Origin of the sequence: Novosphingobium sp. (genome assembly GCF_041915465.1) — a bacterium.
GTDB lineage: Bacteria > Pseudomonadota > Alphaproteobacteria > Sphingomonadales > Sphingomonadaceae > Novosphingobium.
The window spans coordinates 1-26,405 of sequence record NZ_JAYSBK010000040.1 but is presented as its reverse complement, the minus strand read 5'-3'; the positions used below and the strand labels follow the sequence as shown (position 1 = coordinate 26,405).

Annotated in this window: 25 protein-coding genes; 12 read left to right on the top strand and 13 right to left on the bottom strand. The window is 64.6% G+C overall.

From position 1 onward, the window contains the following. The first annotated feature begins 44 nt into the window (after positions 1-44). The 3 genes from ACE3SN_RS08880 to ACE3SN_RS08870 all read left to right on the top strand — a co-directional run bounded on the left by ACE3SN_RS08880 (position 45) and on the right by ACE3SN_RS08870 (position 2,364). Positions 45-239 carry a hypothetical protein gene (locus ACE3SN_RS08880; RefSeq protein WP_374529358.1) on the top strand — a complete coding sequence of 65 codons (195 nt, stop codon included), beginning with the start codon at positions 45-47 and terminating at the stop codon, positions 237-239. 191 nt (positions 240-430) lie between these two features. Then, a complete protein-coding gene (locus ACE3SN_RS08875; RefSeq protein WP_374529356.1) occupies positions 431-1,528 on the top strand; it encodes a GNAT family N-acetyltransferase in 1,098 nt (365 codons plus the stop codon). Continuing rightward, on the top strand, positions 1,525-2,364 hold the full coding sequence (locus tag ACE3SN_RS08870; protein WP_374529354.1) for a proline dehydrogenase: 840 nt from the start codon (positions 1,525-1,527) through the stop codon (positions 2,362-2,364). The genes ACE3SN_RS08875 and ACE3SN_RS08870 overlap by 4 nt, the downstream gene beginning before the upstream one ends. Here ACE3SN_RS08870 and ACE3SN_RS08865 read toward each other — a convergent pair. Both ACE3SN_RS08865 and purD read right to left on the bottom strand, forming a co-directional pair. Beyond that, positions 2,357-3,262, bottom strand: coding sequence for a hypothetical protein (locus tag ACE3SN_RS08865; protein ID WP_374529352.1), 906 nt, complete (start codon positions 3,260-3,262; stop codon positions 2,357-2,359). The two genes, ACE3SN_RS08870 and ACE3SN_RS08865, sit on opposite strands and share 8 nt — an antisense overlap. 93 nt (positions 3,263-3,355) lie before the next feature. Then, positions 3,356-4,636 (bottom strand): phosphoribosylamine--glycine ligase, encoded by a 1,281-nt coding sequence (purD, locus tag ACE3SN_RS08860; protein WP_374529350.1) that lies wholly within the window; start codon positions 4,634-4,636, stop codon positions 3,356-3,358. On the opposite strand from purD, the gene xseA reads away from it, so the two are divergent. Genes xseA through ACE3SN_RS08845 form a run of 3 tightly spaced genes read left to right on the top strand, consistent with a single transcriptional unit; the run spans position 4,635 to position 7,149 of the window. After that, positions 4,635-6,047: an exodeoxyribonuclease VII large subunit gene (gene xseA / locus ACE3SN_RS08855; protein ID WP_374529347.1), complete on the top strand. Its 1,413-nt coding sequence runs from the start codon at positions 4,635-4,637 to the stop codon at positions 6,045-6,047. The two genes, purD and xseA, sit on opposite strands and share 2 nt — an antisense overlap. Positions 6,048-6,073: 26 nt before the next feature. Then, positions 6,074-6,277, top strand: coding sequence for a DUF2093 domain-containing protein (locus ACE3SN_RS08850; protein WP_374529345.1), 204 nt, complete (start codon positions 6,074-6,076; stop codon positions 6,275-6,277). An 8-nt stretch (positions 6,278-6,285) separates the two neighbouring features. Beyond that, on the top strand, positions 6,286-7,149 hold the full coding sequence (locus ACE3SN_RS08845; protein ID WP_374529343.1) for a peptidoglycan DD-metalloendopeptidase family protein: 864 nt from the start codon (positions 6,286-6,288) through the stop codon (positions 7,147-7,149). Positions 7,150-7,167: 18 nt separating this feature from the next. On the opposite strand, the gene ACE3SN_RS08840 is transcribed toward ACE3SN_RS08845, so the two are convergent. After that, complete coding sequence (locus ACE3SN_RS08840) at positions 7,168-7,728, bottom strand: hypothetical protein (RefSeq protein WP_374529341.1); 561 nt, start codon at positions 7,726-7,728, stop codon at positions 7,168-7,170. A gap of 263 nt (positions 7,729-7,991) precedes the next feature. On the opposite strand from ACE3SN_RS08840, the gene ACE3SN_RS08835 reads away from it, so the two are divergent. The 3 genes from ACE3SN_RS08835 to ACE3SN_RS08825 all read left to right on the top strand — a co-directional run bounded on the left by ACE3SN_RS08835 (position 7,992) and on the right by ACE3SN_RS08825 (position 14,528). Further along, the gene (locus ACE3SN_RS08835; RefSeq protein WP_374529339.1) at positions 7,992-11,060 is read left to right on the top strand and encodes a TonB-dependent receptor domain-containing protein; all 3,069 of its coding nucleotides are present in this window, start codon (positions 7,992-7,994) and stop codon (positions 11,058-11,060) included. A gap of 109 nt (positions 11,061-11,169) precedes the next feature. Continuing rightward, entirely contained in the window at positions 11,170-12,678 is a 1,509-nt protein-coding gene (locus tag ACE3SN_RS08830) for a putative 2OG-Fe(II) oxygenase (RefSeq protein WP_374529338.1), read from the top strand. After that, a complete protein-coding gene (locus ACE3SN_RS08825; protein WP_374529336.1) occupies positions 12,675-14,528 on the top strand; it encodes a sulfotransferase in 1,854 nt (617 codons plus the stop codon). The genes ACE3SN_RS08830 and ACE3SN_RS08825 overlap by 4 nt, the downstream gene beginning before the upstream one ends. On the opposite strand, the gene ACE3SN_RS08820 is transcribed toward ACE3SN_RS08825, so the two are convergent. Beyond that, positions 14,525-14,794: a hypothetical protein gene (locus ACE3SN_RS08820; protein WP_374529334.1), complete on the bottom strand. Its 270-nt coding sequence runs from the start codon at positions 14,792-14,794 to the stop codon at positions 14,525-14,527. The genes ACE3SN_RS08825 and ACE3SN_RS08820 overlap by 4 nt on opposite strands. Before the next feature lie 140 nt (positions 14,795-14,934). Here ACE3SN_RS08820 and ACE3SN_RS08815 point away from each other — a divergent pair, with 140 nt between their 5' ends. Further along, a complete protein-coding gene (locus ACE3SN_RS08815; protein ID WP_374529332.1) occupies positions 14,935-16,101 on the top strand; it encodes an aspartyl/asparaginyl beta-hydroxylase domain-containing protein in 1,167 nt (388 codons plus the stop codon). 3 nt (positions 16,102-16,104) lie between these two features. Then, positions 16,105-17,130, top strand: coding sequence for an esterase-like activity of phytase family protein (locus ACE3SN_RS08810; RefSeq protein ID WP_374529330.1), 1,026 nt, complete (start codon positions 16,105-16,107; stop codon positions 17,128-17,130). Between the two features lie 116 nt (positions 17,131-17,246). Here ACE3SN_RS08810 and rpmB read toward each other — a convergent pair whose 3' ends face one another. After that, positions 17,247-17,531, bottom strand: coding sequence for a 50S ribosomal protein L28 (gene rpmB, locus ACE3SN_RS08805; RefSeq protein ID WP_374529328.1), 285 nt, complete (start codon positions 17,529-17,531; stop codon positions 17,247-17,249). Between the two features lie 101 nt (positions 17,532-17,632). On the opposite strand from rpmB, the gene ACE3SN_RS08800 reads away from it, so the two are divergent. Next, complete coding sequence (locus ACE3SN_RS08800) at positions 17,633-18,088, top strand: nucleoside deaminase (protein ID WP_374529326.1); 456 nt, start codon at positions 17,633-17,635, stop codon at positions 18,086-18,088. A gap of 8 nt (positions 18,089-18,096) precedes the next feature. On the opposite strand, the gene ACE3SN_RS08795 is transcribed toward ACE3SN_RS08800, so the two are convergent. The 8 genes from ACE3SN_RS08795 to ACE3SN_RS08760 form a co-directional block, all read right to left on the bottom strand. After that, complete coding sequence (locus ACE3SN_RS08795; protein ID WP_374529324.1) at positions 18,097-18,774, bottom strand: ribonuclease T; 678 nt, start codon at positions 18,772-18,774, stop codon at positions 18,097-18,099. Between the two features lie 17 nt (positions 18,775-18,791). After that, a complete protein-coding gene (nadC, locus tag ACE3SN_RS08790) occupies positions 18,792-19,652 on the bottom strand; it encodes a carboxylating nicotinate-nucleotide diphosphorylase (protein ID WP_374529321.1) in 861 nt (286 codons plus the stop codon). Between the two features lie 40 nt (positions 19,653-19,692). Next, the gene (locus ACE3SN_RS08785) at positions 19,693-20,487 is read right to left on the bottom strand and encodes a LytR/AlgR family response regulator transcription factor (RefSeq protein ID WP_374529319.1); all 795 of its coding nucleotides are present in this window, start codon (positions 20,485-20,487) and stop codon (positions 19,693-19,695) included. A gap of 18 nt (positions 20,488-20,505) precedes the next feature. Beyond that, positions 20,506-21,666, bottom strand: coding sequence for a sensor histidine kinase (locus tag ACE3SN_RS08780; protein ID WP_374529317.1), 1,161 nt, complete (start codon positions 21,664-21,666; stop codon positions 20,506-20,508). Positions 21,667-21,711: 45 nt separating this feature from the next. Next, entirely contained in the window at positions 21,712-22,446 is a 735-nt protein-coding gene (locus ACE3SN_RS08775; RefSeq protein ID WP_374529315.1) for a DsbA family protein, read from the bottom strand. An 11-nt stretch (positions 22,447-22,457) separates the two neighbouring features. Next, on the bottom strand, positions 22,458-23,765 hold the full coding sequence (locus ACE3SN_RS08770) for a M48 family metalloprotease (protein ID WP_374529314.1): 1,308 nt from the start codon (positions 23,763-23,765) through the stop codon (positions 22,458-22,460). 74 nt (positions 23,766-23,839) lie between these two features. Further along, positions 23,840-24,760 carry an alpha/beta hydrolase gene (locus ACE3SN_RS08765; RefSeq protein WP_374529312.1) on the bottom strand — a complete coding sequence of 307 codons (921 nt, stop codon included), beginning with the start codon at positions 24,758-24,760 and terminating at the stop codon, positions 23,840-23,842. A gap of 115 nt (positions 24,761-24,875) precedes the next feature. Then, positions 24,876-26,303 (bottom strand): hypothetical protein, encoded by a 1,428-nt coding sequence (locus ACE3SN_RS08760; protein WP_374529311.1) that lies wholly within the window; start codon positions 26,301-26,303, stop codon positions 24,876-24,878. Positions 26,304-26,405 lie beyond the last annotated feature (102 nt).

Genomic DNA, 26,405 nt, shown 5'->3' with positions numbered 1-26,405 from the left:
CATCAGTTAGGCTGGGGCCGCCTAAAACCATAGGGGGCATGATTATGCGCAAGACTGTTCTCGTTCTCGCTACCGTTGCCAGCTCGCTGGCTCTCGCTGCTTGCAGCAAGGGTGAAGAAGCGGCTCCCGCCGCCACCGAAGAAGTCGCCACCGACGCGGCCACCGACGCTGCTGCTGACGCCGCGACCGACGCTGCCACTGACGCGGCGACCGAAGCTGCGACCGAAGCCGCCAAGTAAGCTTCCGGTAGCTTGACGTTCCGGCGCTCGCCGGAATGGACGAGTTCACGGCGCCTGCTCCCAGCCTGGGGGTGGGCGCCGTTTCGTTTGGCGCCCCCCAGCTTTCGTGTGGGCCGGATTTCGTGGGGTGCCGCACGACCGTCAGGGTTCGTTAGCATCTTCGCAGCTATACCGCGCGCGAGGAAGCAGACGTGCCACACCAGACGCCGGACACTGCCGGGATTTGCGATCTCGCCCGACCGGAAGGCGCGGCGGCGCTGCGGCGTGGCTGGGCCCGGCTCGGCGAAGCGGCAGTGCTGCCGACCCAGGATGCCAGCTATGCCATTGCCCTGACGCAGACCATGCTGGCGGGCACGGCCGTGGTGCTGTGGCAGGCCGGCTTTGGCGCCGACGGGGCCGGGGCCTTGCTACCGCTATGCCGCACGCAAGGGATGTTGCAGCGCTGGAATATTCCCGGCGCCCGCGAGGTGGCCGAACCGTTCGACGCCTTGTGCCGCGATTCGGCTGCCGCGTTGTCTCTGGCGCGCGCCCTCGCCGTCCAGCGCCGACCGATCGACCTTGCCCGGATCCCGGCGGACTCGCCGCTCATCCCCGCGTTGCAGCAGGCGATGCGCCGGCACGGGCTGATTCGGGTGCGCCCGGCCGCGCCTTGCCCCTATATCGCGCTCGATCCGGCCTGGGCCGAGCCGGCGAGCCGCTTCAAGTCCTCGCGCCAGTCGGATTTCCGACGTGCCGCCCGCCGTGCCGCCGAATTTGGCAAGCTCAGCTATGAAATGCTCTCGCCGACCCCAAGCCAGTTCGACGCCCTGTTCGACGAGGCGATCGCGATCGAGCGGATGGGCTGGAAGGAAGCCGCCGGAACCGCCATTGCCCTTGATCCGGCCAAGACCGCCTTTTTCCGCAGCTATCTGAGCGCCGCGGCCGAGCGCGGGATGCTGCGGATCGCGTTCCTGCGGATCGATGGCCAAGCCGTCGCCATGCAGCTCGCGGTCGAATGGGCGGGGCGCTACTGGCTCTACAAGATCGGGTATAACGAGGCCTATGCGCGCTGCTCGCCAGGGACCTTGCTGATGCTGTTCGCGCTGGGCGAAGCGGCGCGCGGCGGGCTGACCTCGTTCGAGCTGATGGGCGATGTCGAACCGTGGATCGCCGATTTCTGGACCAGTGCCAGCCGCCCCTGCGTGCGGGTGCGCACCTATCCCGCCAACTGGCGCGGTGCAGCGGCCTTCGTGCAAGATGGCATCGGCTGGCTGACGGCCAGGGCTGGGGGCAAAGGGGCTGCGGGATGAAGCATACCCCGTGGAGCCTGCTGCGCGATGCGCGTTATGCTCTGCCGGGGCTGGTCGAACGCGCCGTACCCGGGCCCGGAGCCGAGCAGGCGGCGCGGATTTGCGCCCGGCTGGGCAAGCGCGGACTGGCGACCAGCGCCGGCTTTTTCCACCCCGGCGACGCCGCGCCCGGCGCGATCGTGGCGGTCTATCTCGATCTTGCCGCGCGGCTGCGCGCCTTGGGCGCCGACACCTATCTTTCGGTCAAGGCGCCCGCGCTGGCTTTTGACCCGGCAGCGATTGCCGCCATTGCCGGGGGCGGCCTGCCGCTGGTGCTCGATGCCCACAGCGAAGCGCAGGCCGAACCAACCCTCGCGCTGGCAAGCGCAATGCCGGACATCGGCGCCGCTCTCCCCGCGCGCTGGCAGCGCAGTGCGGGCGATGCGCAGGCTTTGCGCGATGCGCCTGCGCGGCTGCGGATAGTGAAGGGCGAATGGGTCGATCCGGCAGGCGACGTGCCCGATGTTGCCGCGAACTACCTTGAATTGGTCCGCGCGCTGGCGGGCCGCAGCGCGCCGGTGGCCGTTGCCACCCACGATCCGGCTCTGGCCCGGGCGGCGCTGGAAGTGCTCAAGGCCTCAGGCACCCCGTGCGAGCTCGAACAGCTGCGCGGCCTGCCCCGCCGCCGCACCACGGCGATCGCCAGGCAGCTGGGCGTGCCGGTGCGGCTCTATTGTCCGTTCGGTCCGGGCTGGTGGCCCTATGCGATCGACAAGGCCCTGGCGCGCCCCTACCTGCCGCTGTGGCTGGTGCGGGATTTCCTCGGGCCGTACTTGGAAAACACCAATCTCAAATGAAGAAATGTTTCATTGAAGGGAAAAAGTATGTACTAAGAACCGACAAAGTTGAAATAGAAAATAATATATATACTGGATAAATGTCATAAAATCTTAGCCAGCGTAGTTCGTTGGCGCTTATGGAATTTGAAAAAATTTTTAGGGCGCTCTCAACTCTTGAAAGAGATTCAATTTTCTGCTCGATATTCGCCATCCCTAACTTATTATCAGAAAAAATATTGCTCATCACGTATGAGCGCGACTGCATGTTTTTATTAAACTCATCCAGCGTCTGATCTATACTGACGAAAAACTCGTTCTGAAAATTTTGGAATGAATTGTAAATTTCCATCCCGACAATATTCTCTAAATTCGTAAATCCAGAATCTTGCAATTTCTCTTTTAAACTACAATAGTCTATATTGAAATTTCTTTCGTACAAAGGTAAAAATGCACCTTTTAGATTGTGATGCATAGTCAAAGATATTTCTCCGGAAATATTTATTTCATTCTCAATTTGATTTACGGCAGACCTTAGAGAATTATTGTAACCTTCGACAGAAATTGAAAGATCTCGGACCTCTGTGGAAACCCGGCCTATAAAGTCGCCGACTTCTAGGATTTGTTTTTCAAATAGCGCCTCTGAATTATGTGTTTTAAGTATTGTTTGTTCCCTTAAGAAGCCTACAAACATAAATAGAGATGCAAAGTAGCAAAAAATTACGATGAGTTTCCAAGAATAAAGCAATCCAATCTGGCCGATTGTCGTAGAAATGTTGCTGATATGCTTACTTTTATCGGCAGGATCAGTTCCAAAGTAGGCAACTATCGTGATGCTTGACCATACAAGGGCATTCCTTCTGGCCTTCTTAAATCCATCAGAAACGCTAAGTGGTTTGAAATTTCTATCAATTTGCATCTTGTCACCATGAGACCCAACGCCAACAAACGGCAGCGATAAAATCTAGCAAATTGGTAAAAATGGCAAATGGCGCTGCTGGCCCGGAGTGGCCTAGCCCTGCGCTTCGCGCGCGACTTCGCGGTAGCCGATGTCGCGGCGGCAGAACCCGTCCGGGAACGCGATCCTGTCCACCGCCGCATAGGCCCTGGCCTGGGCCTCGGTCGCACTTGCGCCGCGCGCGGTCACGTTGAGCACGCGCCCGCCGCTTGCCACCAGTTGTCCATCCACCAGCGCGGTGCCGGCGTGGAACACCTTGGCCCCGTCCGCTTCGGCCGCAGCAATGCCGTCGATCGTCCCGCCCTTCTTGGGCGTGCCGGGATAGCCCTCTGCCGCCATCACCACCGTCAGCGCAGTGTCAGGCGAAAGGCGCGGGGCCTGCAGTGTGGCCAGCCGGTTTTCCGCCACGGCCAGCATCAGTTCGGCCAGATCGCTTTCCAGCCGCAGCATCAGCACCTGGCATTCGGGATCGCCGAAGCGGGCGTTGTATTCGATCAGCTGGACGCCGCTCTTGGTCAGCATCAGCCCGGCATAAAGCACGCCGGAATAGGGCGTGCCTTCCTCAGCCATCGCCCGCACCGTGGGGGCGACGATCCGCTCGATCGCCTCGCCTTCGAGCAGCGGGGTCAGCACCGGGGCGGGGCTGTAGGCGCCCATCCCCCCGGTGTTGGGGCCGGTATCGCCGTCACCCACGCGCTTGTGGTCCTGCGCCGAGCCGAAGGGGACGATGGTGTGACCATCGGTGATCGCAAAGAAGCTGGCTTCCTCGCCTTCGAGGAATTCCTCGATCACGGCCTCGGCCCCGGCCTCGCCGAACCGGCCCGAAAAGATCTCGCGCACAGCTTCTTCGGCTTCGGCGCGGGTCATGGCCACGGTCACGCCCTTGCCGGCGGCCAGGCCATCGGCCTTGATCACCACCGGGATGCCGAACTTGTCCAGTGCGGCGAGGCCCGCCGCTTCGCTGGCGACGCGCTCGAACCCGGCGGTCGGGATATTGTGGCGCGCGCACAGTTCCTTGGTGAAGGCCTTGCTGCCTTCCAGCTGGGCGGCGGCCTTGCTCGGCCCGAACACCGGCACGCCTGCCGCGCGCAAGGCGTCGGTCAGCCCGTCAACCAGCGGCGCTTCAGGGCCGACCACGACCAGGCCAATGCCCTGCGCCTCGCAGAAGGCCAGCACGGCGGCGTGATCGGTCACCTCGAGCGCGACAAGCTGCGCGTGCTCGGCAATGCCGGGATTTCCGGGGGCTGCGAACAGCTTGTCGCACAGACGGGATTGCGCGAGCTTCCATGCCAGCGCATGTTCGCGCCCGCCCGATCCCAGCAGCAGGATATTCATGTCTCGCGTTCCGCCTTTCAATGACGAAGATACCTTTGATGGCGGGCTGGTAGCGAAGGAGTCTGCCGGGGACAACGCCGCAGCGCTTTCGGTGAGCGAGATTTCCGCGCAATTGAAGCGCACGGTGGAAGATCGGTTTGCCTATGTGCGGGTGCGCGGCGAGCTTTCCGGGGTGAAGCGCGCGGCCTCGGGCCATGTCTATCTGGCCCTCAAGGACGAAAACGCGCGGCTCGACGGGGTGATGTGGCGCGGCACGGTCGGGCGGCTCAATTTCCAGCCGGAAGACGGGCTGGAAGTGATCGCCACCGGCAAGCTCACCACCTATCCCGGCCGCTCGAACTACCAGATCGTGATCGAGCGGATGGAGATCGCGGGCGAAGGCGCGCTCTTGGCGCTGCTCGCGCGCAACAAGGCGCGGTTCGAGGCCGAGGGCCTGTTCGCGCCCGAGCGCAAGCGCCGCCTGCCGTTCCTGCCGCGCGTGATCGGGGTCGTTACCTCGCCCACTGGCGCTGTCATCCGCGACATCCTGCACCGTCTGGCCGACCGGTTCCCGACCCATGTCGTGGTCTGGCCGGTGCTGGTTCAGGGCCAGGGCGCGGCCGAGCAGGTTGCCGCTGCCGTGCGCGGCTTTTCCGCGCTGGCACCGGGCGGGCCGGCGCCGCGCCCGGATCTGGTGATCGTCGCGCGCGGGGGCGGCTCGATCGAAGACCTCTGGGCCTTCAACGAGGAAGTCGTGGTTCGCGCCATCGCCGGATCGACGATCCCGGTGATTTCCGCCGTCGGGCATGAAACCGACACCACCCTGGCCGACTTCGCCGCCGACCTGCGCGCGCCCACGCCCACTGCCGCCGCCGAAATCGCCGTGCCGGTGCGCGAGGAACTGCTCGCCCAGCTGGGCGAACTTGCCCTGCGCCAGCGCCGCGCGGTGGCACGCCCGGTGCAGCTGGGGCGCGAGCGGCTGGCCGTGCGGGCCGAGCGTTTGCCCGCCCCACAGGCCCTGCTCAGCCCCCATGCCCAGCGGCTTGACGAACTGTCCGAACGGCTGCGGCGCGGGCTGGGTGAGCGCACCCACATTGCCCGCGCCGATCTGCAAAGGATCGCGGGGCGGCATTCGCTGCCGCTTCTCTCGGCCCGCCTTGATCGTGCGCGCGACCGGCTGGATGCGCTGGCGCGGCTGGCGCAGTCGCTCGATCCCGACCGCGTCCTTCAGCGCGGCTATGTTCGGGTAACCGGGGCCGACGGGCGCACGCTCGTCAGCCGCGAGGCCGCGGCGCAGGAAGCGGCGCTCACCCTGCACTTCCGCGACGGTGAGCTGGCGGTTGCCCCCGGCGATTCCGCGCCCAGCCGTGCGCAACCCAAGCCGAAAGCCCCGCCCCGCCCCGCTCCGCCCGAGCAGGGTAAATTGCTCTGACAGGCAGCTTGGGCTAGGAAGGCGTCATGTTGATGTCATCCGCCGATCGCACCGCCACCCTGTTCTACCAGCCGAACGGCTTTCGCGTGCTCAAACCGGGCAATCACGTGATCTGCGCCGTCACGGCCGCCGCGATTCCGCTTGATGAACTGCGTTACTGGAGCGCGGAACGTCAGGAAGCCTACGCCAGCCCCGAAGCGGCCACCCGGCGCCTGCTGGGCCAGGTCTGAGCCAGGCCATGCGGCGCGGATTGTTGCTGGCTGCTGGCGGCACTGCCCTGGCACTGACTGCGCTTCAAGCCAGCGGCATCGCCGCGCGCGCTGCGGAAGCCCTTGCGCCGCAAGTCGATTTCGCCCTGACCGGCCAGCTCACTCAGGGCGGCTGGGCGCGGGGAATAGCGCCGAAGGGCGCAACCCTGACGTTCAATGGCAAGGCGGTCGAACTCGCCGCCGATGGCCGCTTCTTCATCGCCTTCGATCGCGACGCGGGGGTCAGCGCCCAGCTGGTCGCACGCCTGGCCGACGGGCGCGAGGCGGCCAGGACGCTGACCATTGCGCCGCGCGCCTGGCAGATCGAGCATATCCCGCTTGGCCCCAAACCCGGCACCCCGCCCAATCCCGAATTCCAGAAGCGGCGCGACGCGGAGCTGGCCCAGATCAAGGCCGCGCGCAGCGTTTCGCATGAAACCGATGGCTGGCGGCAGAATTTCATCTGGCCGGTCCGCGGGCGCCTCTCGGGCAAATTCGGCTCGCAGCGGATCTATAACGGCACGCCGGGCAGCTATCACTCGGGCATGGACATCGCGACCGGGGCTAGCGGCACGCCGTTTGTCGCCCCGGCCGACGGGGTGGTAATCCTCGCCGCGGCAAGCCCCTTCACGCTTGAAGGGAACCTGCTGATGATCGACCACGGAATGGGCCTCAACAGCGCTTTCCTGCACTGCTCGAAGCTGGCGGTCAAAGTGGGCGATGTCGTCCACCAGGGCCAGTACATCGGCAATATCGGCATGACGGGCCGCGCAACCGGCCCGCACCTGCACTGGTCGATCAAATGGGGCGATGCGCGGCTCGACCCGCTGCTGTTCACCGGGCCGATGAAGTAGGTGAGGCAGGCGGGCGCGTTATTCCACGCGCCGCACCTTGATCGCGCGCTGGCCGTCGATGTTCATCCGGAAAGTGCCCACCGCGCCCTTGTAGATGTGCACCTTGTTACCGCTGACCGGATCGAACAGCAGTTTCTGGTCATCGACCTGCTCCCACACCGAACCATCGTCCAGCGTGACACGCCACGATCCGTAACCGAACTGGCGCGCAGCCTTGACCGTCGAATCAATCGCCTTGATGTCGTTGGCGTCGTTTTCGTCATCGCCGCCGCCGCCGAAGATGCCCAGGCTGGGGAGGCGGAAGCCGAACAGGCCGCGCCGCGCCTCCTTGATCGTCTGGCGATCCGAAATCACCAGGTCGCCGGCCGCCGTGGCGCTTTCGATCGCGCCGACCTGCTGGTCATAGCAGGCCAGCCGCGCGGTTGGATCGGCAATCTGCTTGCATTCGATCAGCTGCTGATAGGCCTGCGGTGCGGGCGGCGGTGCCTTGTCGGACTTCTTGGCCAATGCCTGGCCACCACCAGCCACAAGCGCCAGCGCAGATGCGCCGCACACGACCAACTTTGCATTAAGGCGCATCCTGACCTCCTCGAACTGCGGCCCCGCCAAGCCGGGCAAGCGACTGGTTAATAGGCATTCCTCGGCCGCACCGCCACTGTGGCAATATCGTTACAGTCGCCGCCAAAGTGCAGCGTCTGCGCCGCACTTGGCTTTACATGACATGAATGCCCCGGCACGGAAAGCTCATCGGGTGATACGCTTGGCTATCGTTGTAGTCGGGTGTTTGCCTGTTTTTGTGTCGGATCTCTCCTCCGGCATCCAGAACAAGGGACTGGAACCAAATGAAAAATCTTCTCAAACTTGCATCTGCCCCGGCAGTGATCGGCTTCGCGCTGGTCGCCAACCCGGTCTATGCGCAGACCGCCGATGACGAGGCGACCGACGATGCCGCCATCGTCGTCACCGGTTCGCGTCTGGCGTCGCCCAACCTTGAATCCGCGAGCCCGGTGACGGTCGTTTCGGCGGAAGACATCAAGGGCACGGGTACGACCCGCGTGGAAGACCTGGTGAACTCGCTGCCGCAGGTCTTCGCAGGCCAGGGCGCGAACTATGCCAACGGCGCAACCGGTACCGCCACGCTCAACCTGCGCGGCCTCGGCTCGGCCCGCACCCTCGTGCTGGTCAACGGCCGTCGCGTCGTCCCGGGTGATCCGAGCTCGTCGGCTGCCGACATCAACATCATCCCGGGCTCGATGCTCAAGCGCATCGACGTGCTGACCGGCGGTGCCTCGTCAGTGTACGGCGCTGACGCCGTGTCGGGCGTTGTGAACTTCGTGATGGATACCCAGTTCGAGGGCTTCCGCATCGATGGGCAGTACAGCTTCTACAACCACAACAACGATGCCGGCATTCAGGTCACGCAGCCAGTTAATGCTCGCGGCTTTGCGCTGCCGCGCGGCATGGTGACCGATGGCGGCACCGTTGACGCGACCGTTTCGTTTGGTGCAGGCTTCGATGACGGCCACGGCCACATCACTGCCTATGCCGGCTACCGCAAGGTAAATCCGGTCCTTCAGGCGAGCCGTGACTATAGCGCCTGTACGTTGAATGGTCGAACCCCGGCGCAGGCCACTGTCAATGGCCAGCTCTTTTCGTGCGGTGGCTCCGCCACATCGGCCAATGGCACCGTCATTGCCTATGCAGGCGGCGCAGAGTCGTTCACCTCGACCTTCTTCCAGATCGGCTCGGGCCGCACGCTGACCGGTGGCTTCACGCCATACAACTACGCGCCGCTGAACTATTTCCAGCGTCCGGACGAACGCTACACCGCTGGCGTCTTCGCGGACTACGAAATCAGCGAAGCGCTGCACCCGTACCTTGAATTCATGTTCATGGACGACCGCACCGTCGCCCAGATCGCTCCTTCGGGCGACTTTGGTAACACCCTCTCGATCAACTGCGACAACCCGCTGCTGGGCGCCTCGCAGCTGGCTGTGCTGTGCGACACTCAGAACCTGCTCGTCAGCCCCGATCCGGCCCGCGCGTTCGACGTCGTCGGCAACACCGGTGAAGCACCCTATGCCTTCATCGATCCGACCACCGGCAACACCTATAACCGTGGTTTCGCGCAGATCCTGCGCCGCAACGTTGAAGGCGGTCCGCGTCAGAGCGACCTGCAGCACACCAGCTACCGCGGCGTGCTCGGCATGAAGGGCGACCTGGACTCGGTCTGGTCGTATGACGCGTACTATCAGTACGGTCGCACGATCTCGAGCCAGATCTACCTGAACGACTTCTCGATCACCCGCATCACCCGCGCGCTCGACGTTGTTCAGGGCGAAAACGGCCCGGTTTGCCGCTCGGTCCTCGACGGCAGCGATCCAAACTGCGTGCCGTGGGATATCTGGGGCACCGGAACCGTTAGCCAGGCTGCTCTGAACTACGTTCAGGCTCCGGGCTTCGCCAAGGGCATCAACACCGAACAGGTGGCCAGTGCCGCGCTGACCGGCGACCTGGGCCAGTATGGCCTGAAGAGCCCGGCTGCCCGTGACGGCTTCGGCCTCGCTGTCGGTGTCGAATACCGCAAGGAAACCCTGGAATACGTCACCGACGTCGAGTTCCAGACCGGTGACCTTGCCGGCCAGGGCGGCGCTACGCCGTCGGTCTCGGGTAACTTCGACGTCAAGGAAGTGTTCGCCGAACTTCGCGCTCCGCTGGTTCAGGACAGCTTCGTCTATGACCTGACGCTGACCGGTGGCTATCGCCACTCGTCGTACAAGGTCAGTGGCGGCGCGACCTTCAAGACCGACACTTACAAGATCGAAGGCGAATTCGCCCCGATCGAAGACATCCGTTTCCGTGGCGGTTACAACCGCGCGGTCCGCGTGCCCACGCTGCAGAACTTCTTCTCGCCGCAGCTTGTCGCGCTCGACGGTTCGGATGACCCGTGCTCGGGTCACGCGATCGCGGCTTCGGAAACCGGCTGTCTTGCGCAGGGTCTCACGGTCGGCCAGGTCGTCGCCGCCAATCCGGCCAATCAATACAATGGTCTCCAAGGCGGCAACCCCGGCCTGCAGCCTGAAATCGCCGACACCTGGACTGCCGGTGTTGTTCTCCAGCCGCGCTTCCTGCCGGGCTTCTCGGCCAGCGTTGACTGGTTCAACATCAAGGTCAAGGACGCGATCCAGGGTATTGGCGCCGACACCATCGTCACCCAGTGCACCAACACCGCCGATCCGTTCTTCTGCAGCCTTGTGCACCGTGACGCTTCGGGTTCGCTGTGGCGCACATCGAATGGTTACATCGTCGATACCGCTCAGAACATCGGTTATGCCTCGACCAAGGGCATCGACGTTTCGGCCGCTTACAGCCACCAGATCGGTGGTCTGGGCCGCGCGAGCATCTCGTTCATCGGTACCTACCTTGACGAGCTGGTCACCTATGACGGTATCACCAATCCAGTTAATTGCGTGGGCTACTACGGTACGATCTGCGGCATCCCGAACCCGAAGTGGCGTCATCAGGTCAAGGTCAGCCTCGACACCAAGATGGGTATCGGAGTCTCGCTGCGTTGGCGTTATATCGGTGGGCTTGATTTCGACCGCACGAGTTCAAACCCCAACCTGAACAGCCCGAACATCACGGCACCTGGTCAGCTTGGTATCAATGCGTACAACTATTTCGACCTTGGATTTACGGCGAATGTCGGAGATCATTACAAGTTCCGGCTCGGTGCGAACAACTTGTTTGATAAGACTCCTCCGATTGTTCCGGGTGGAACGAGCACGAACGGCGGCACCGTGTCCTACCCCAGTGCTTGCCCGACCGGTCCTTGCAATGGCAACACTTGGGCGCAGGTCTACGACTCGATGGGTCGTTACATCTACGCCGGCGTCACGCTCGACTTCTAAGTCGAACCAAACGCAAGCAATTGAAGGTGGCGGGCCCCATTGGGGTCCGCCATTTTCATTTCAGCACTTTGCATTTGGGTAATGGGCCCCGGCTCGCTAAGTTTCGTCCATGACCAGCCGCGCTGCTGCCCTCCAGGCTCTCGATACCGCAAACGATACCATCGCCCTGCTGCGCGCGGCCTCTTCCGCGCTGGGGCTCGGGCTTGCAGACGCCGTCGATGCGCGGCTGACCCCACTGGTCGGCGCTTCGACCGCAGACCCGCGGCTCTGGCAGTTCCTCGGCCTCGCGCGCCGGGAATTGCAGGACAGCGCAGGCGCCCATCAGGCGTTCAACCAGGCCGCCGCGTTGGCCCCCGCCGATCCGATCATTGCGCATAGCCAGGCCCGCACCGCGCTCGAGGCCGGTTATCCGGCACTAACGATGTTCAACCGGGCCCGCCTGCTCGCGCCAACGGATGGCGCGGTGATGCTGGGCCGCGTCGCGGCGATGATGGCCGAAGGCAAGGGTGCCGAAGCGCTCGATCAGCTCGGCAAGCTGCTCGGCAGCAGTCCAGGCTGGACCGATGGCCACCACGCCTACGCCCGCCTTGCCGCGCAGGTTGGCCAAGGCGCCCCACTCGACGCGCCGCTGCGTCGGGCCATCGGGCAGCACCCTCAGGCCGGGGCTCTGTGGCAGACGCTGATCCAGCTCTGGATGGAGGCGCGCGACTATCACCGCACTGCTGAAATCGTTGGCGAAGCACGCGCCGCGCTCGGACCCAGCGCCGAACTCGACCGAATCGAGGCGATCTGCCTGTCGGAACTCGGCGAACCCGGACGCGCCCAGGCGATCTTCGATTCCTTGCCATTCCCGGACGATGGGGAGGCGGCGATCTGGCCGATCCGGAACTTCATCCGCCTGAACCGTTACGATCAGGCCGGCCTGCTGGCCGACCAACACTTTGCCGCAAACGATGCGGCGATCTGGCCCTATCGCTCGCTCCTGTGGCGCCTCAACGCAGACATCCGCTGGCAATGGCTCGAAGGCGACGAGCGGATGATCCAGACCTTCGATATCGCCAGCGAGGTTGGTTCGTTGGACCGCCTCGCCGAGGTGCTGCGCGGGCTCCACACGGCCAAGGGTGAGCCGCTGGACCAGTCGGTGCGCGGCGGCACGCAGACCGATGGCAACCTGCTCGCCCGCGCCGAGCCTGAGATTCGCCGCTTGCGCGCTGCCCTGCTCGAGGCGGTCCGCAGTTATGTCGCCACCCTGCCGCCTGCGGATCCCGCCCATCCTATGTTGCTGGCGCGGCGCGAGCCGCTCCGGATCGCGGGCTCCTGGTCGGTCCGGCTGACCGATCGCGGGTTCCACGCCGATCACGTTCACTGGCAGGGCTGGGTCTCATCCGCGTTTTACGTGGTTGTCCCGCCCGACGATCCGGTCGTGCCGGAGAGCGGCTGGCTTGCCTTTGGCGAATGCCGCGATCTTCTGCCCGATCTGCGGGCTTTCCGCACGGTCAAGCCTGCGCCGGGCACGCTCGCGCTGTTTCCATCAATCATGTGGCATGGCACGCGTCCATTTGGTAGCGGCGAACGGATGACCGTTGCCTATGACATCGCCCGGCCCCCGCAGGCATGAGCACCAGCGAAGCCATCCTGCGCGACGCCGCCGCCGCGATCCGTCGCGGCAATTTTGCCGCCGCCTATGATACCGCCCAAAGCGGGCTGGAGCAGGCACCGCGTGATCCCGCGCTGCTTGGCATCGCCGCCTTTGCCGCGCTGCGGACCGGCAAGCACACCGAGGCGCTGGGCTTGCTGCGGCGGCAGGTCGAAGTCGTGCCGACCGACCGCGCCGCGCGGCTCAATCTCGCAACCTTGCTCGCCAGCATGGGCTCCCCTGAAGAAGCCCTTGCCCTTGCCACCAATCACGGCGGCCACCCCAAAATTGCCCGGCTGGCAGGCTATCTTCACCAGCAGGCTGGGGACTATGGGAACGCGATCCCTGCCTATGAAACGGCGCTTGCGCAGGTGCCCGAGGACTGGGAGAGCTGGAACAACCTCGGCAACTGCAAGGCGACGGTCGGCGACCGGGCGGGCGCGATCCTGGCCTTCGAAAACGCCATCAACCGCGCGCCCGGTGGGGGCAGCCCGGAACTCTTCCTCAATCTCGCCCAGGTGCTGAGCGCGAGCGAGGACCGGGACAAGCGCCTGCACACCGCCCAGGAAGCGGCAATGCGGTTTCCGCGCGATCACGCGGTGCAAGTCGAACTCGGACTGGCCCTCGCGGCCGCCGGCAACTTTGATCTTGCCGAAGAGACGCTGCGCGCCGCGGCGACAATGGAAACGACCTTTGGCGAGGCACGGCTCGAACTCGGGCTGCTCTACGAAAACGCCAATCGGCTCGATGAACTCGACGCCCACGTTGCCGAATGCGAGGCGATCGACCCCCGGCCAGAACTGAACTTCCTCAAGGCCTGGAGTCTGCGCCGCCGCGATCGCTTCGAGGAAGCCAAGGTGCTGGCCGACCTGATCCCGCCAACCATCAATCCGATCCGCACCGCGCAGCTGCGGGCCGAGATTGCGGAGCGACTGGGCGAAACGGCCGAGGCGTTCCGCCAGTATTCGCTGATGAACCAGGCCTCGCGCGAGGCGCATCCAGCCCCGCCGGGACCGACGTTCCGCGAACAGACCGTTGCGGCCACGGCCGCGATGACCGCGCCGCTCCCGCCGGTGCCACGCGCTCCCGATGCCCAATCGGATCCGGTCTTCATCGTCGGTTCGCCGCGGTCGGGCACGACGCTGCTCGATACGTTGCTGACGGCCCTGCCCGAAGTGCAGGTTTTCGAAGAGCAGCCGATGCTCGCGCAGGTCGAGACAGCCTTTCCGGGATTGGAGCGTGAGAGCGATCCCGCGCGGATTACGGCGGCGCGTGCGCGCTATTTCGAACTGGCGGAAGCAATCCAGGGTCCGGCAAGCGGTCGGCGCGTGATCGACAAGATGCCGCTGCACCTCACCCACATGCCGGTCATCCACCGGTTGTTCCCCGAAGCGCAGGTGGTGCTGGTCGAGCGTCACCCGCTCGATGCGGTGCTAAGTTGCTTCATGGCGAACTTCACGCCCAACCATGCGATGCGCAGCTATACCGACCTTGAAGAGGCGGCCCGCACCTATGACGCGGTGTTCGCCAACTGGCGCCGGGCGCGCGAACTGCTGCCACTCAACGTGCACAGCGTGCGTTACGAACGGATGATCGCCGATCTTGAAGCGGAAATGCGCCCGCTGCTTGAATTTCTTGGCCTGCCCTGGCGCGCCGAAGTGCTCGATAACCAGACCAGCGCCAAGCGGCGCGGTGCCGTGCGCACGGCCAGCTATGCCCAGATCGGCCAACCGCTCTATGCAAGGGCAGTTGGTCGCTGGGAACGCTATCAGGCTGAACTGGAGCCGATCCGGCCGCTGGTGCAGCCGTGGATCGACTGGCTAGGCTATTAGTCGCTCTTCCAGCGCTGGGTCTGGCTGCGCTCGATATCCTGGCGCTGAGCGGCTTCCATGGCATCCCACTGGGCAGCAGTCTGGCAAACGCGCTTGCTGGCAAGGCGGCTGCCGGTCACTTCCATCCGGCGGCAAACCACGCGGTTGGGATCCTTGTCATCGCTCTTGGTGGTAGCGCCGGCAGCGGCCGGTGCGGGTTCGGCCATGGCCGGAGCAGCGATTGCCAGCAGTGCCAGCGCACCCGCTGCAATAACGATCTTCGACATCTTAAGTCCTTCAAAACTCACGCCGGGAGGGAGGCGCTTTAATATTATCGACGTTAACCGCGGCTGACGAGCGGATCAATTGCAAACCGACGAGTTACTTGTCTTGCAATCAAACGGTTTGCCGGACATTGATTGTGGCCATGACTGCGCCCGACCAGCATATGCAGCAACGCCTTGCCGAGGCCGACCGCGCGCTGGCGGGCGGAAACCTTCCCCAGGCGCGTGAATTGCTCGAATCGCTGGTCTCGGCAAATCCGCAAGTGCCTGCGTTCTGGCACCGGCTGGCGACGGTCAGGCGCATGGCGGGCGAACCGCGCGGTGCGCTTGTCGCGATCGACCGCGCGCTGGGGATTGTGCCGCTCGATTTCGTCGGCCTGCTGGTGCGCGCGGCGCTGCTCGACCAGCTTGGCGATGGCGAGGCTGGCGAAGCTTATGGCCGCGCTCTCGCGCAGCGGCGCCCCGATCCGATGCCGCCGATGCTCGTGCCCGTGATCGCCCGGGCGGAAACGGCCTGGCGGGCCTATCAGGAATCGCTGGAAAACCGGCTGCACGGTGCGCTTGAGCACAGCGGCCTGACCTTGACCGGCGAAGAGCGCCGCCGGGCCGAGCGGCTTGCCAGCAACATTTCCCGCCGCACCCGGATCTACCATAGCGAAGCGACCCACTTCCATTATCCGAACCTGCGCGAGGTCGAATATTGGGATCCTGCCGAGTTCCCCTGGCTCGCCGAAGTCGAGGCTGCGACCGAAGATATTGCTGCCGAACTGGCAATTGTCGCCGCGGCCGAAGCGGCTGAGCGCGTTCCCTATGTGCAATATGAAGCAAACGAGCCGCTCGCCCAGTGGCGCTCGCTCAACTACAATATGGACTGGACGGCGATCCACCTGATCCAGCGCGGCAAGGTGATCGAAGCCAATGCCGCGCTGTGTCCGCGCACGATGGATCTGATGGCGCGGATGCCGCAGCCATGGATCGAGGGCTGCGGGGCCAACGCGATGTTTTCGCTGCTCGCGCCGCGCACGGCAATTCCGCCACATGGCGGCGTCGCCAACACGCGGCTCTTGTGTCACCTGCCATTGGTGGTGCCGGGCAAGTGCTGGTTCCGGGTCGGCGATCAGGTTCGCGACTGGGAGCGCGGCAAGCCCTGGGTGTTCGACGATTCGATCGAACACGAGGCAATGAATGAAACCGATGAATTGCGGGTCATTCTGATTTTCGACGTCTGGTACCCCGACCTCTCCCCGGCCGAGCGGGCAGCGGTTTCGACCCTGATCGGGGCCGCGGCGATGCCGGTCGGCGCACTCTAGCAAGTGCGGCTGACCCGCCTGGCGGTAACTACGCGGCGGCGGCGCTGGCTGCTGGCCCTGCTGATCCTGATCGCGGCGCCGGGCCTGTGGTGGCGAACGCCGCTGCCACCGCTCGACAATCGGCAGGAAATGAAGGTCGCGGCGATGCCGCTGCCACAGGGATGCTGCCACCTGGGGCCGATGAAGCTGGAAGCGGCCTGGCGGCTCGATAGCGAGAATGACCAGTTCCACGGCTATTCGGCGCTGGTTTCGATGCGACAGGGCCAACTCACCGCGCTCAGCGACCGGGGCTATGCACTGACCATTCGGGTCGATGCGCCGGTGCCGCAACTTGTCCGCATGCAGCCCAGCATTGGCAATGACGCCGTGCTGAAGGACAATCGCGATGTCGAGGCCGCCACTTTCGATCCGGTTTCGCAGCACCTCTGGATCGCCCTTGAATTTCGCAACGGCATTGCCCGGCACCGCCCGGACCTGTCCGAAATCGAAAAGTTCGTGTTTCCAAGGCAGATGGCGCACTGGCCGAAGAATACCGGACCCGAGGCAATGGTGCGGCTGCACGACGGACGCTTCATCGTCCTGTCAGAATCCTTTAGCTCAGGCTGGGCGGAACAGCGAATGCACCCTGGCCTGTTGTTCCCCGGCGAACCAGATGAGAAGGTTCCGGCCGCCGAGTTCCGCTTTGCCGGGCCCCAGGGCTATCGCCCGACCGACATGGCGGCGCTGCCCGATGGCCGGGTGCTCATCCTGATGCGGCGCGTGGTCTGGCCGTTTCCGCCGCTCTTTGCGGGCAAGCTGGTGATGGCCGATCCGGCGGCGATTCGCAGTGGGCAGGTCTGGCGCGGGCTGGAGGTGGGATCGTTCCAGCATCCCATGCCGGTCGACAATTACGAAGGCCTGGCGATCGTGCCGAACAGCGATGGCACGGTTACGGTCTGGGTGATTTCGGATGACAACCAGGCCGTCACCCAGGCAACTTATCTGCTGCGCTTCAAGCTCGATCCCAAAGACCTGCCGAAGCTGCCCTGAGCGTTGCGCAGCCTTCTGCCGCGCACAAGGCAAAGGGCGTGCGGATCGCTCCACACGCCCTTTCGCTAACGGACCTTGCGAGGCCTGAAAACCCCGCAATTGCGCCGGTTCAGGCCTTAAGCCGCAGCCTTCTTGACCAGCTCGCGCTTCACCTTCAGCGCATTGGCCGAAAGCTGATCGTCCGAGGTCTTGAGCAGCCAGTTGTCGAGACCGCCAACGTGTTCGACCGAGCGCAGGCCGTGGGTCGAAACGCGGAACTTGAAGCTGCGGTCCAGACCTTCCGACATCAGCGTGACGTTCTGCAGGTTGGGCAGGAAGACGCGCTTGGTCTTGTTGTTGGCGTGGCTGACGTTGTTGCCGACCAGGCGGCCCTTGCCGGTCAGTTCGCAGATACGGGACATGGCAAAACTCACTTAGAAAACTGGTTGCCGGTTACGGCAGAAGGCGCGCGCATACCGATTCACCCTTGAATGGTCAAGGTATCCCGGCCAATCCGCGTGAAATGAACCGCTGGCCGCTTCCCGAACCGATGCAAGCCGCCCTGGCCGAGGCCAGGTCCGGCGCGCTGGTGGGCGAAGTGCCGATTGGCGCGGTGATCGTCAAGGATGGCGCAATCATTGCCGCCGCGCACAACATGCCGCGCGGCGCCTGCGATCCTACCGCCCACGCCGAAGTGCTGGCGATTCGCGAGGCGGCGCACGCACTGGGGAGCGAGCGGCTCGAAGGGTGCGAACTGTGGGTCACGCTGGAGCCGTGCCCGATGTGCGCCGGCGCGATCAGCCACGCGCGAATCAGCCGGCTCTATTACGCCGCCAGCGATCCCAAGGGCGGGGCGGTGGAACACGGCGCGCGCGTGTTCGAACACGATCAGTGCCTGCACCGGCCCGAAGTCTATTCGGGCATGGGCGAATCGGAAGCGGGCGACCTGCTGCGCGAATTCTTCCGCGCGCGGCGTTAGAGTCGTCGCTAAAGCCCGCGCCAGATCTTCAGCGGCACGGCATTGCGCGGGCCATAGGTGCGGTTGAGGCAGGTCGTGGGCTGCATCTTGGCGTTGTAGCAGAGGCGGATTTCGCGCAGCCAGCCGCCGTTGCTGACGAGCAGGCCGACCGATGTCATCGGGATGCCGGGGTTAAGCTCGGCAAAGGCGCGGCGCAGGTCGCCCATGGTCAGCCCCTGCTTGCGCGAGAGGCGGTCCGCATCGGGCATGACGAGGCCGTTCCACAGGCGCTGCTCGGCCTTGAAGTACTCGCCGGGCGTGCTGGCCATGCAGCTGCCGTGCTTGGCCCATTCGTGTTCGAGCAGCCAGGGCACCGGCGTCATGCACAGGTTGGCCTTCAGTTCTTCCGCGCTGGGGCGGGGTTCCAGCGCGCACCATTGCGGGGCCTTGCCGCGCGCTTCGGGCCACAGACCGTGAAGCACGAAGCCGAACCGGCCGATCGCGCCGCCGCACTGGTAATCGTTGGAGCGTCCGGGCTTCCCCCGGCAATATTCGGGCGACCAGCTGATCGCCAGCGTATAACCGGTGATCGGTGCATCAATCCGGGGGCCATCGGGCTGGATCGGGCGCGGCAGTTCGATTTCGGCTGGCGCGCGGCACTGATAGGCCTGCGCCAATGCCGGAGCCGGCAGGGCGGCGGCTGCCAAGGCGCAGACGAGGAGTCTCACAGCGGCGTGAAATCAAGGCCGATGTCAGCAGCGGGCGCGCTTTGCGTGAGGCGGCCGACCGAGACATAGGTCACGCCCGAGGCGGCAATGGCGGCGATGGTATCGAGCCGCACCCCGCCCGAAGCCTCGCTCACCGCGCGGCCCCCAATCAGGGCCACGGCCTCGCGCAGCATCACCGGCCCCATGTTGTCGAGCAGGATGTGGCTGGCTCCGGCCGCGATCGCGGGTTCGATCTGGTCGAGCCGGTCGACCTCGCAGATGATGCTCTTCACCCCTGCGTCCTTGGCGCGGCGCACAGCCTCGCCCACGCCGCCCGCGACAAGCACATGGTTGTCCTTGATCATCGCCGCATCCCACAGCCCCATGCGGTGGTTCTGCGCCCCGCCCATCCGGACGGCGTACTTTTCAAGGTGGCGCAGCCCCGGAATGGTCTTGCGGGTGTCGAGCAGCACGCCGTTGCCCTCCATCGCATCGACATAGGTGCGCGTCAGGGTGGCGATGCCGGAGAGGTGCTGGACCGTGTTGAGCGCAGAGCGTTCGGCCGTCAGCATCGCGCGGGCATTGCCCTCGATCCGCATCAGGTCGGTGCCGGGGGCAACCTGCGCGCCTTCCTCGACCAGCAGTTCGATCTCCATCGCCGGGTCGAGCGCACGGAAGAACGCCTCGGCAATCGGCAGGCCCGCAACCGTGATCGCATCGCGGCTGTCCATCACGCCGGAAAAGCGGGCTTCGGCCGGAATCACGCTTTCGCTGGTGACGTCGTGTCCGCCGCCGGGCAGGCCAAGGCCAAGATCCTCGTCGAGAGTGGAGCGGACGAAAGCGGTCAGATCGAAGCCGGGCAGTGAGAAACTGGTCATGCGCTCCCCATTGCAAACCGGCGCTGGCCTGTCGACCCGATCAGTGCACGAACCGCGCCACCACGTCGCGATAGGAGCGCGATACCTTTACGTCCGCGCCGCTTTCCAGGATCAGGAAGCATTCGCCGTTGGTGTGGGGCTTCACCTGCCGGACCTGGTTGAGATTGACGATCCAGCTGCGGTGGACGCGCTGGAACACGCGCGGATCGAGCCGGCGTTCAAGGTCTTTCATCGTTTCGCGCAGGATCAGCGAATTGTCGGCGGTGTAGATGCACATATAATCGCCCGCCGCCTCGATCCGTTCGATCGAATCGACATCGACGCGGAAGATCTGGCCGCGATCCTTGATGTTGATGAGCTTTTCATAGCGCGCGGCCGGCTCGCCATCTTCGGGCATGGCTTCGATCGCGTCGGGCGCAACTTCCGCGAGCACGTGCTTGAGCTTTTCGGCCTCTTCGGCGCTGCGCTTTTCGGCGATACGGGTGCGCACCCGTTCCAGCGTGTCGGCCAGCTTGTCCTCATCGACCGGCTTCATCAGGTAATTGACGGCGTTCGCTTCGAACGCGCGCACGGCGTGTTCCTGATAGGCGGTGACGAAGACGATCAGCGGCGGGTCGATTTCCATCACGCCCTTGACCACCGAGAACCCGTCGAATCCCGGCATCTGGATGTCGAGGAACACGAGGTCGGGCTTTTCGGTCTTGATCTTGCGGATCGCCTCGCGCCCGTTCGAGCAGGTGTCGATGATCTCGACATCGGGGAATTTCTGCAGGCGGAGCATCAGCCCCTGGATCGCGAGCTTTTCATCGTCGACGATGATTGTGCGAATAGTCATGGAAATTGGCTTTCCGGTTCAGCCAGCCAGCGCGGCGCGCTGCTCGGCAGGAAATTGAGAGATCGCCGGCTCGCGGCGCTGGAAGGGGATTTCGATAAGCACGGCAAAGCCGCCCTCTGGCGGATCGAGCGTCTCGAAACGATGCTCTTCGCCATAGGCCTGAACAAGTCGGTCGCGGATATTCGCGAGGCCGACGCCGGTTGATACGGGTTCGCCGCCATCGAAAGTCACGCCGGTCAATCTGTTGTTGGCAGCCTGGCTTTGCAATCCCGGACCCGTGTCGGAGACGGTGATGCGAAGGTTCTGCCCGATGAGTTGCGTGGCAATGGTGATTTCGGCGCCGGATTCCTGCGGACTGACGGCGTATTTGATCGCGTTTTCGACCAGTGGCTGGAGTAGCAGCGAGGGCAGCAGGGCCTGCTCGGTAGCAGGATCGATCCGGAAGCTGGTGCGGAGCCGCTCTTCAAAGCGCATCCGCTCGATATCGAGGTAGAGCTTCAGCGTCTCGACCTCCTGCGCCACGGTGACGCGGCCCGTAGGCTCGTTGACCAGCGTATAGCGCAGGAACGAGGACAGCCGCGAAAGCATCGCGTTGGCGGGCTCGGTCTGCTTGAGCAGCACCAGGGTGGAGATCGAGTTCAGCGTATTGAACAGGAAGTGCGGGTTGAGCTGGTAGCGCAGCATCGCCAGCTGGGCCTGCGTCGCCTGGTTTTCCAGCCGGATCAGCTGGTCGTTCTGCTCTTCGATCTGCAGGAAGAAGTTGATCGCGTAATAGAGCGCCGACCATGCGCCGAGCAGCGTCAGGTCAAGGTAGAACAACCCGATGAAGCGCTGCGCAAACCCGACGCTGGCATCGCCGGCGTAAAGCCCGTTCACCCAGGCATCGATAAAGGCATAGAGCGCCACCGCGAAAGGCAGCACCACGGCGGTCACGCCCCAGGTGATAATCGGGCGGCGGTTGATCAGCTGGCGATAGACCACAGCGAGGATCAGGGTAATCGAAAACCCCGTGATCGTGGCGAGCAGGACCAGCACGAGGAAGGACAGCGGCAAGCCGTTGGCGATCCCCGACATGGCGCGCAGCAGCAGCGCACCGCCCCAGCCAAGCGCTTGCAGGCGCCAGAACGCACGGTTCTTGTTGGCGAAAAAGGGCGTGGGACGGAAGGGCAGCACGGCCATGGATCGAGCCTAGCAGAAAAGCGTGGCCGCGCGAAACCCCGGGGATCAGCGCGCCTGCTCGATCGCCTTGGCCAGAACGTCATATCCGACCGCGCCCGACAGCGCCTGGTCCCCGATCACCCAGGCCGGAGTGCCATCGAAGCCCAGCGCCTGGGCGAAGCGGATATTGCCCTGAAGCTCGGCATTGACCTTGGGATCGGCGATGAACTTGCGCGCCCGGTCCATGTCGAGTCCGGCCACCCTGGCGGCGGCCTCGATTGTCTGGGCGTCGGGCCGCCCGGCGGCAAACATCGCGGCGTGGTACTGCGGATAGCGGCCCTGTTCGGCCGCAGCGAGCGCCCAGCGCGCGGCGTCGCCACTTTGCGGCGAGAGGATCGGCAGCTCGCGCACCACCACCTTGAGATCGGGATGCGCCTTCACCAGCCGGTCCACATCCTCAACGCTCTTGCGGCAATAGGTGCAGGCATAGTCGGTGAATTCGACCAGGGTCACCTTGCCGTTCGGATTGCCGAGGATCGCGCCGGGGAAGGGCTTGATCACGTCATCCGCGACCGAAGAAAGCCGCGAAGCCGTTTCCTTTTGGTTGAGTCGCTCGAATGCCTCGCGCAGCACTTCGGGATTCTCCAGCAAATAGGCGCGCACCGCCGGGCCGATCTCGGCAGTCGTGTTCCGCACGGTGCGCTGGCGCTCGAACATCCAGCCGCCAACGGCGCCGAGCACGAGCAGACCGGCCCCGGCAAGGGTCATGAACAGCGATGAGGTCTTGGAACTTTGGGTCATGGCCGCCTGCGCTACTTGCGTTTCTTCTGCCGTTCAATCATCGCGCGGGCCTCGAAGGCAATATCCTGCGCCCGCAGCCAGTCGGGCGAGCCTTCGGGCAAGCCGGCTTCGGCGGCGAGCGCGCTCTGCAACGCGGCGGGAAAGTTGTACTGCAGGGCTTGCTGTTCCGCGCTGGCCAGCTGGGCGCGCGGAATGTCGCCCTTGGCGCCGTAGACCACGCCGAGCTGGTACCACGCGAGCGGATTGTCCCGGTCGCGCGCCACGGCGGCCTTGAGCACGCGTTCCGCCTCGGCGAAATTTGCGGGATCTTCGGTGGCGATCAGGGCGTGGCCGAACAGGGTGGCGATCAGCGGGGCATTGCCGGTCAATTCGGTCGCCAGACGCAAGGATTCCAGCGCCTCTTGCGGGCGCCCCGATTCGAGCAGGATCTGACCCTTGAGCTCAAGGAAATAGGGATCTTTCGGCGCGGTTGCCAATAGCGCATCGACCTCGGCCAGCGCCTTGTCGACAAAGGCCTGCTTGTGAAAGGCATATGCCCGGGCATAGCGGGCCGGCACGTCGGTACGGCTCAGCGGATAGGTTCGCAGAGTCTGCTCGGGATCGGCCAGATAGCCGAACAGCTTGGCCTTGACCCGGGCGAAGCGGGCTTCAAGCTGCGGATCGCTGGGCTTGTTCCAGGCCGGATCCTTTTCATAGGTGTCCTGCAGCGTCGCGATCCGGTCCCCGGTCATCGGGTGGGTCGAATAGAACTCGCTGTCGGCGTTGCGGGTATATCCGTGGCGCATTTCGAGGTTCTGCAGCTTCATGAAGAAGCTGACCGAGCCGCGCCCGGAAATCCCGGCCTTGGAAAGATAGGTCGCGCCCGCGGCGTCCGCGCTCGATTCCTGCTCGCGCGAAAAGGCCAGATACTTGCCCAGCGCTGCCTGCTGCCCGGCCATGATCACGCCCATTGCCGCATCGCCTGCGCCCGCCGCCGCAGCCGCCGCGCCAAGCAGCAACGACAGGATCGAGATGCCCGTGGCCGCCTTGCCGCCGCCATCGAACACGGCGTGGCCGCCGGTGATGTGCCCCAGTTCGTGCGCGATCACGCCCTGCACCTCGTTGGCGCTGGTCGCTTCGTTGATCAGGCCCGCGTTGAGGTAAACCGCCTGCCCGCCGATCACGAAGGCGTTCACGCTGGGATCGTTGACCAGCACCACATCGACGTTCTTGGGATCGAGCCCGGCCGCGGCGATGAGCGGGGCCGCCATGTCGTGAAACAGCGCCTCGGTTTCGGTATCGCGCAGTACCGACTGGGCCAGCGCAGGTTGCGCCGTCATCGCGAACGCCGCGCAAACCGCCAAACAGCGGGCAATGAAGCGGAGCGGGCCGGGTTTGCGCATCGGCGGTAGTCCTATCGCCCTGCCGCCTGAACCGGTGCTGAAGGTGCGCCATGTGCAGCCAGGAAGGCCAGCACCGGATCGATCACGCGGCGGTCGCGCATGAAAGGCTGGGCCAGCTTGAGCACGGGTCCGGCGTGATCTACGCCGGCCAGAACCACCGGCGCGGTTGGCAGCCCCGCGGCGGTCAGCGCCTTGGCCAGCGCGAAGCTGTTGCGCGGCTTTACCGTGGTGTCGGCATCGCCGGTCAGCAACAACATGGGCGGCGCGTCGCCGCGTGCGAAGTGAATCGGCTGGGTCAGAGCAGGATCGGCGACATGGGCAAAGGCCGCGCGCGCCGAATCGGAGGTAAAGGGATAGAAGTCATAAGGGCCGGATAGCCCGATCACGCCCTTGACGAAGCCTTCCGGCACGCCCGCGCGGCCAAGCCATTGCCGCTCGAGCGCCAGCATCACCACATTGTAGGCCCCGGCGCTGTGGCCCATCAGGAACACGCGCTCCGGATCGCCGCCAAACTCGGCCAGATGTTCGCGCGTCCAGGCAACGGCCAGCGCGCTGTCTTCCAGCATCCGGGGATAGGCGCCCTCGGGCACCATCCGGTAGCCGACCAGCACCACGACGTATCCTTGTCGCGCAAAGGTTCGCCCGATGAAGTGGTATTCCCCCGGGGTGCCGCTGTGCCAGCCGCCACCGTGAATGAAGACGATGACCGGGCGCGGCGCGGTGGCTGCACCGTCGGGCACGACAACTTCGATGCGCTGGTCCGCAAGCGGGCCGTAATGCCCGTCGGCCAGCGCGGTGCGTGTACCGCGCGTGCCGCCAACCACGCGGTCCACCCCGTCCAGCAGCGCGACGGCGTTGTTGTTGATGGCATAGTGCCAGATGCCGACCAGCGCCGCGGCCAGCATCGCGACTATGCCAAGAATCCAGACCATGCGCCGTCTTGCCCGTGAAAGTGCCATGGCGCCAGCCTAACCAGCAAAAGCAAAGGGCGCCATTCCTTTGACGGAATGACGCCCTCCTCTCGCTGTCGGAAAAATCTGTGTGGGTTCAGTCGATCAGCTTGCGCGCAGCCCGTTCGAGCAGGGCGACATCGTCGGCCACTTCGCCAAGCAGCACCACTTCACCGCTCGGCAGGCGGCGGGCCACCAGCAGCGTGAATTCGCTGCCTTCGCCCGGCACCGCATCGAGGCTGTAGCATTCAAGCTTGCGCAGCTTGCGGGCCAGCGCTTCGCGCGGGGTGTCGCGCAGTTCGGCGGGCTTGCCGCTTTCCTCGCGCTTGAGACGGCGTTCTTCGTTGACGATGCCCTTGAGCCCGCCTGGCGCTGCCGAAAGGTAGCGCGCGAGCTCGCCGCGAGCGAGGCCGACGCGATAGGCGTGGCTCAGCGCCGAGGCATATTCGGTGAGCCGCGTCTTGTCATAGTCGGCACCGAACACCAGCTTGACCACCGGGGTCATCGGCGCGCGATCCTGAACGGTCAGGCCCGCATCGGCCACGAGTTCGGCAAATTCCTCAGGCGCATCGAGCGCGGCGAGCGAGAAGTCATAGGCGCGGCCGATCGCGGCGTAGAGCGCCTGGCGGGTGCGATCTTCCGAACCGCGCGCGGTTTCGGCCATTTCGCGTGCGGCGGCCAGCCAGTCGGCCAGGCCCATGTCGGCTGCGGCAACTTCATGCAGCGCGATGTCGTGGACGGAGTGGCCGGCAAAGTCGCCGCCAAAGGCCGGTGCCGGCAAGGCGAAGTCCTGGTCGATGCCTTCCGGCGCAAGCGTCGCAAGGTCGAGCACGTCATCGTCGCCGAACTGTGCGGACATCGTCTCTGCCGGACCATCGGCCCATTCGGTCAGTTCAGCCGGCAGGCGCGGCTCGGGCGCGGCCTTGACGTCGAGCGCCTGGTCGATTTCGAGCAGCAATTCGTCCGTGGTCTTCTGGTCGGCCAGTTCCTTCCAGTTGATCACGCCGTAGATGAAGTCGATCGTTTCGTCGTCGCTTGAAAACGGCAGCAGGATCCCGCGATAGAGAATCGTGCGTTCGCGCTGGTTCACGAATTCCGCTTCGAAGCCGATCGGCGCCTGGTTGGCGAGGATCTGCATGTAGTGATCGGTGATTCGCGACAGCAGCGAGCGGCTGGGCACATCGGCCAGCGTTTCAATCGTGTCGGTCGTGCCGCATTCATCGGCCAGCTTTTCGCCGAGGAACCGGATCGACGGATTTTCAATGCCCTGCGTGAAGTCGAGCAGCACACTGTAGGGGCCGAAGTCGGGAAGAGCCTCGGGTTCAAGGTCTTCGATCGACGGGAAACTGCGGTTGTCGAGCAGGCTTGCCCAGTGGTTGTAGGCGCGCACCTGCATCCGGCGCTCGTCCTGGCCGATCACCGCCGGCGGTGCCTCGCGCACGATTTCATCGTCGTGTGCTTCGTAATCGGGCGCATCGCCGCCAGTGTCGGCGTGATCGATAAAATTCCCGCGATACGTATCCATGTGGTACCCCACTTCGTCCCTGTCAGGGCCGTTCTGGCGCAACATGGTAAATTAACTGTTAAGTTGCGCCGGAAACCGTGTTCGATCCGGCAGCGACGTCAT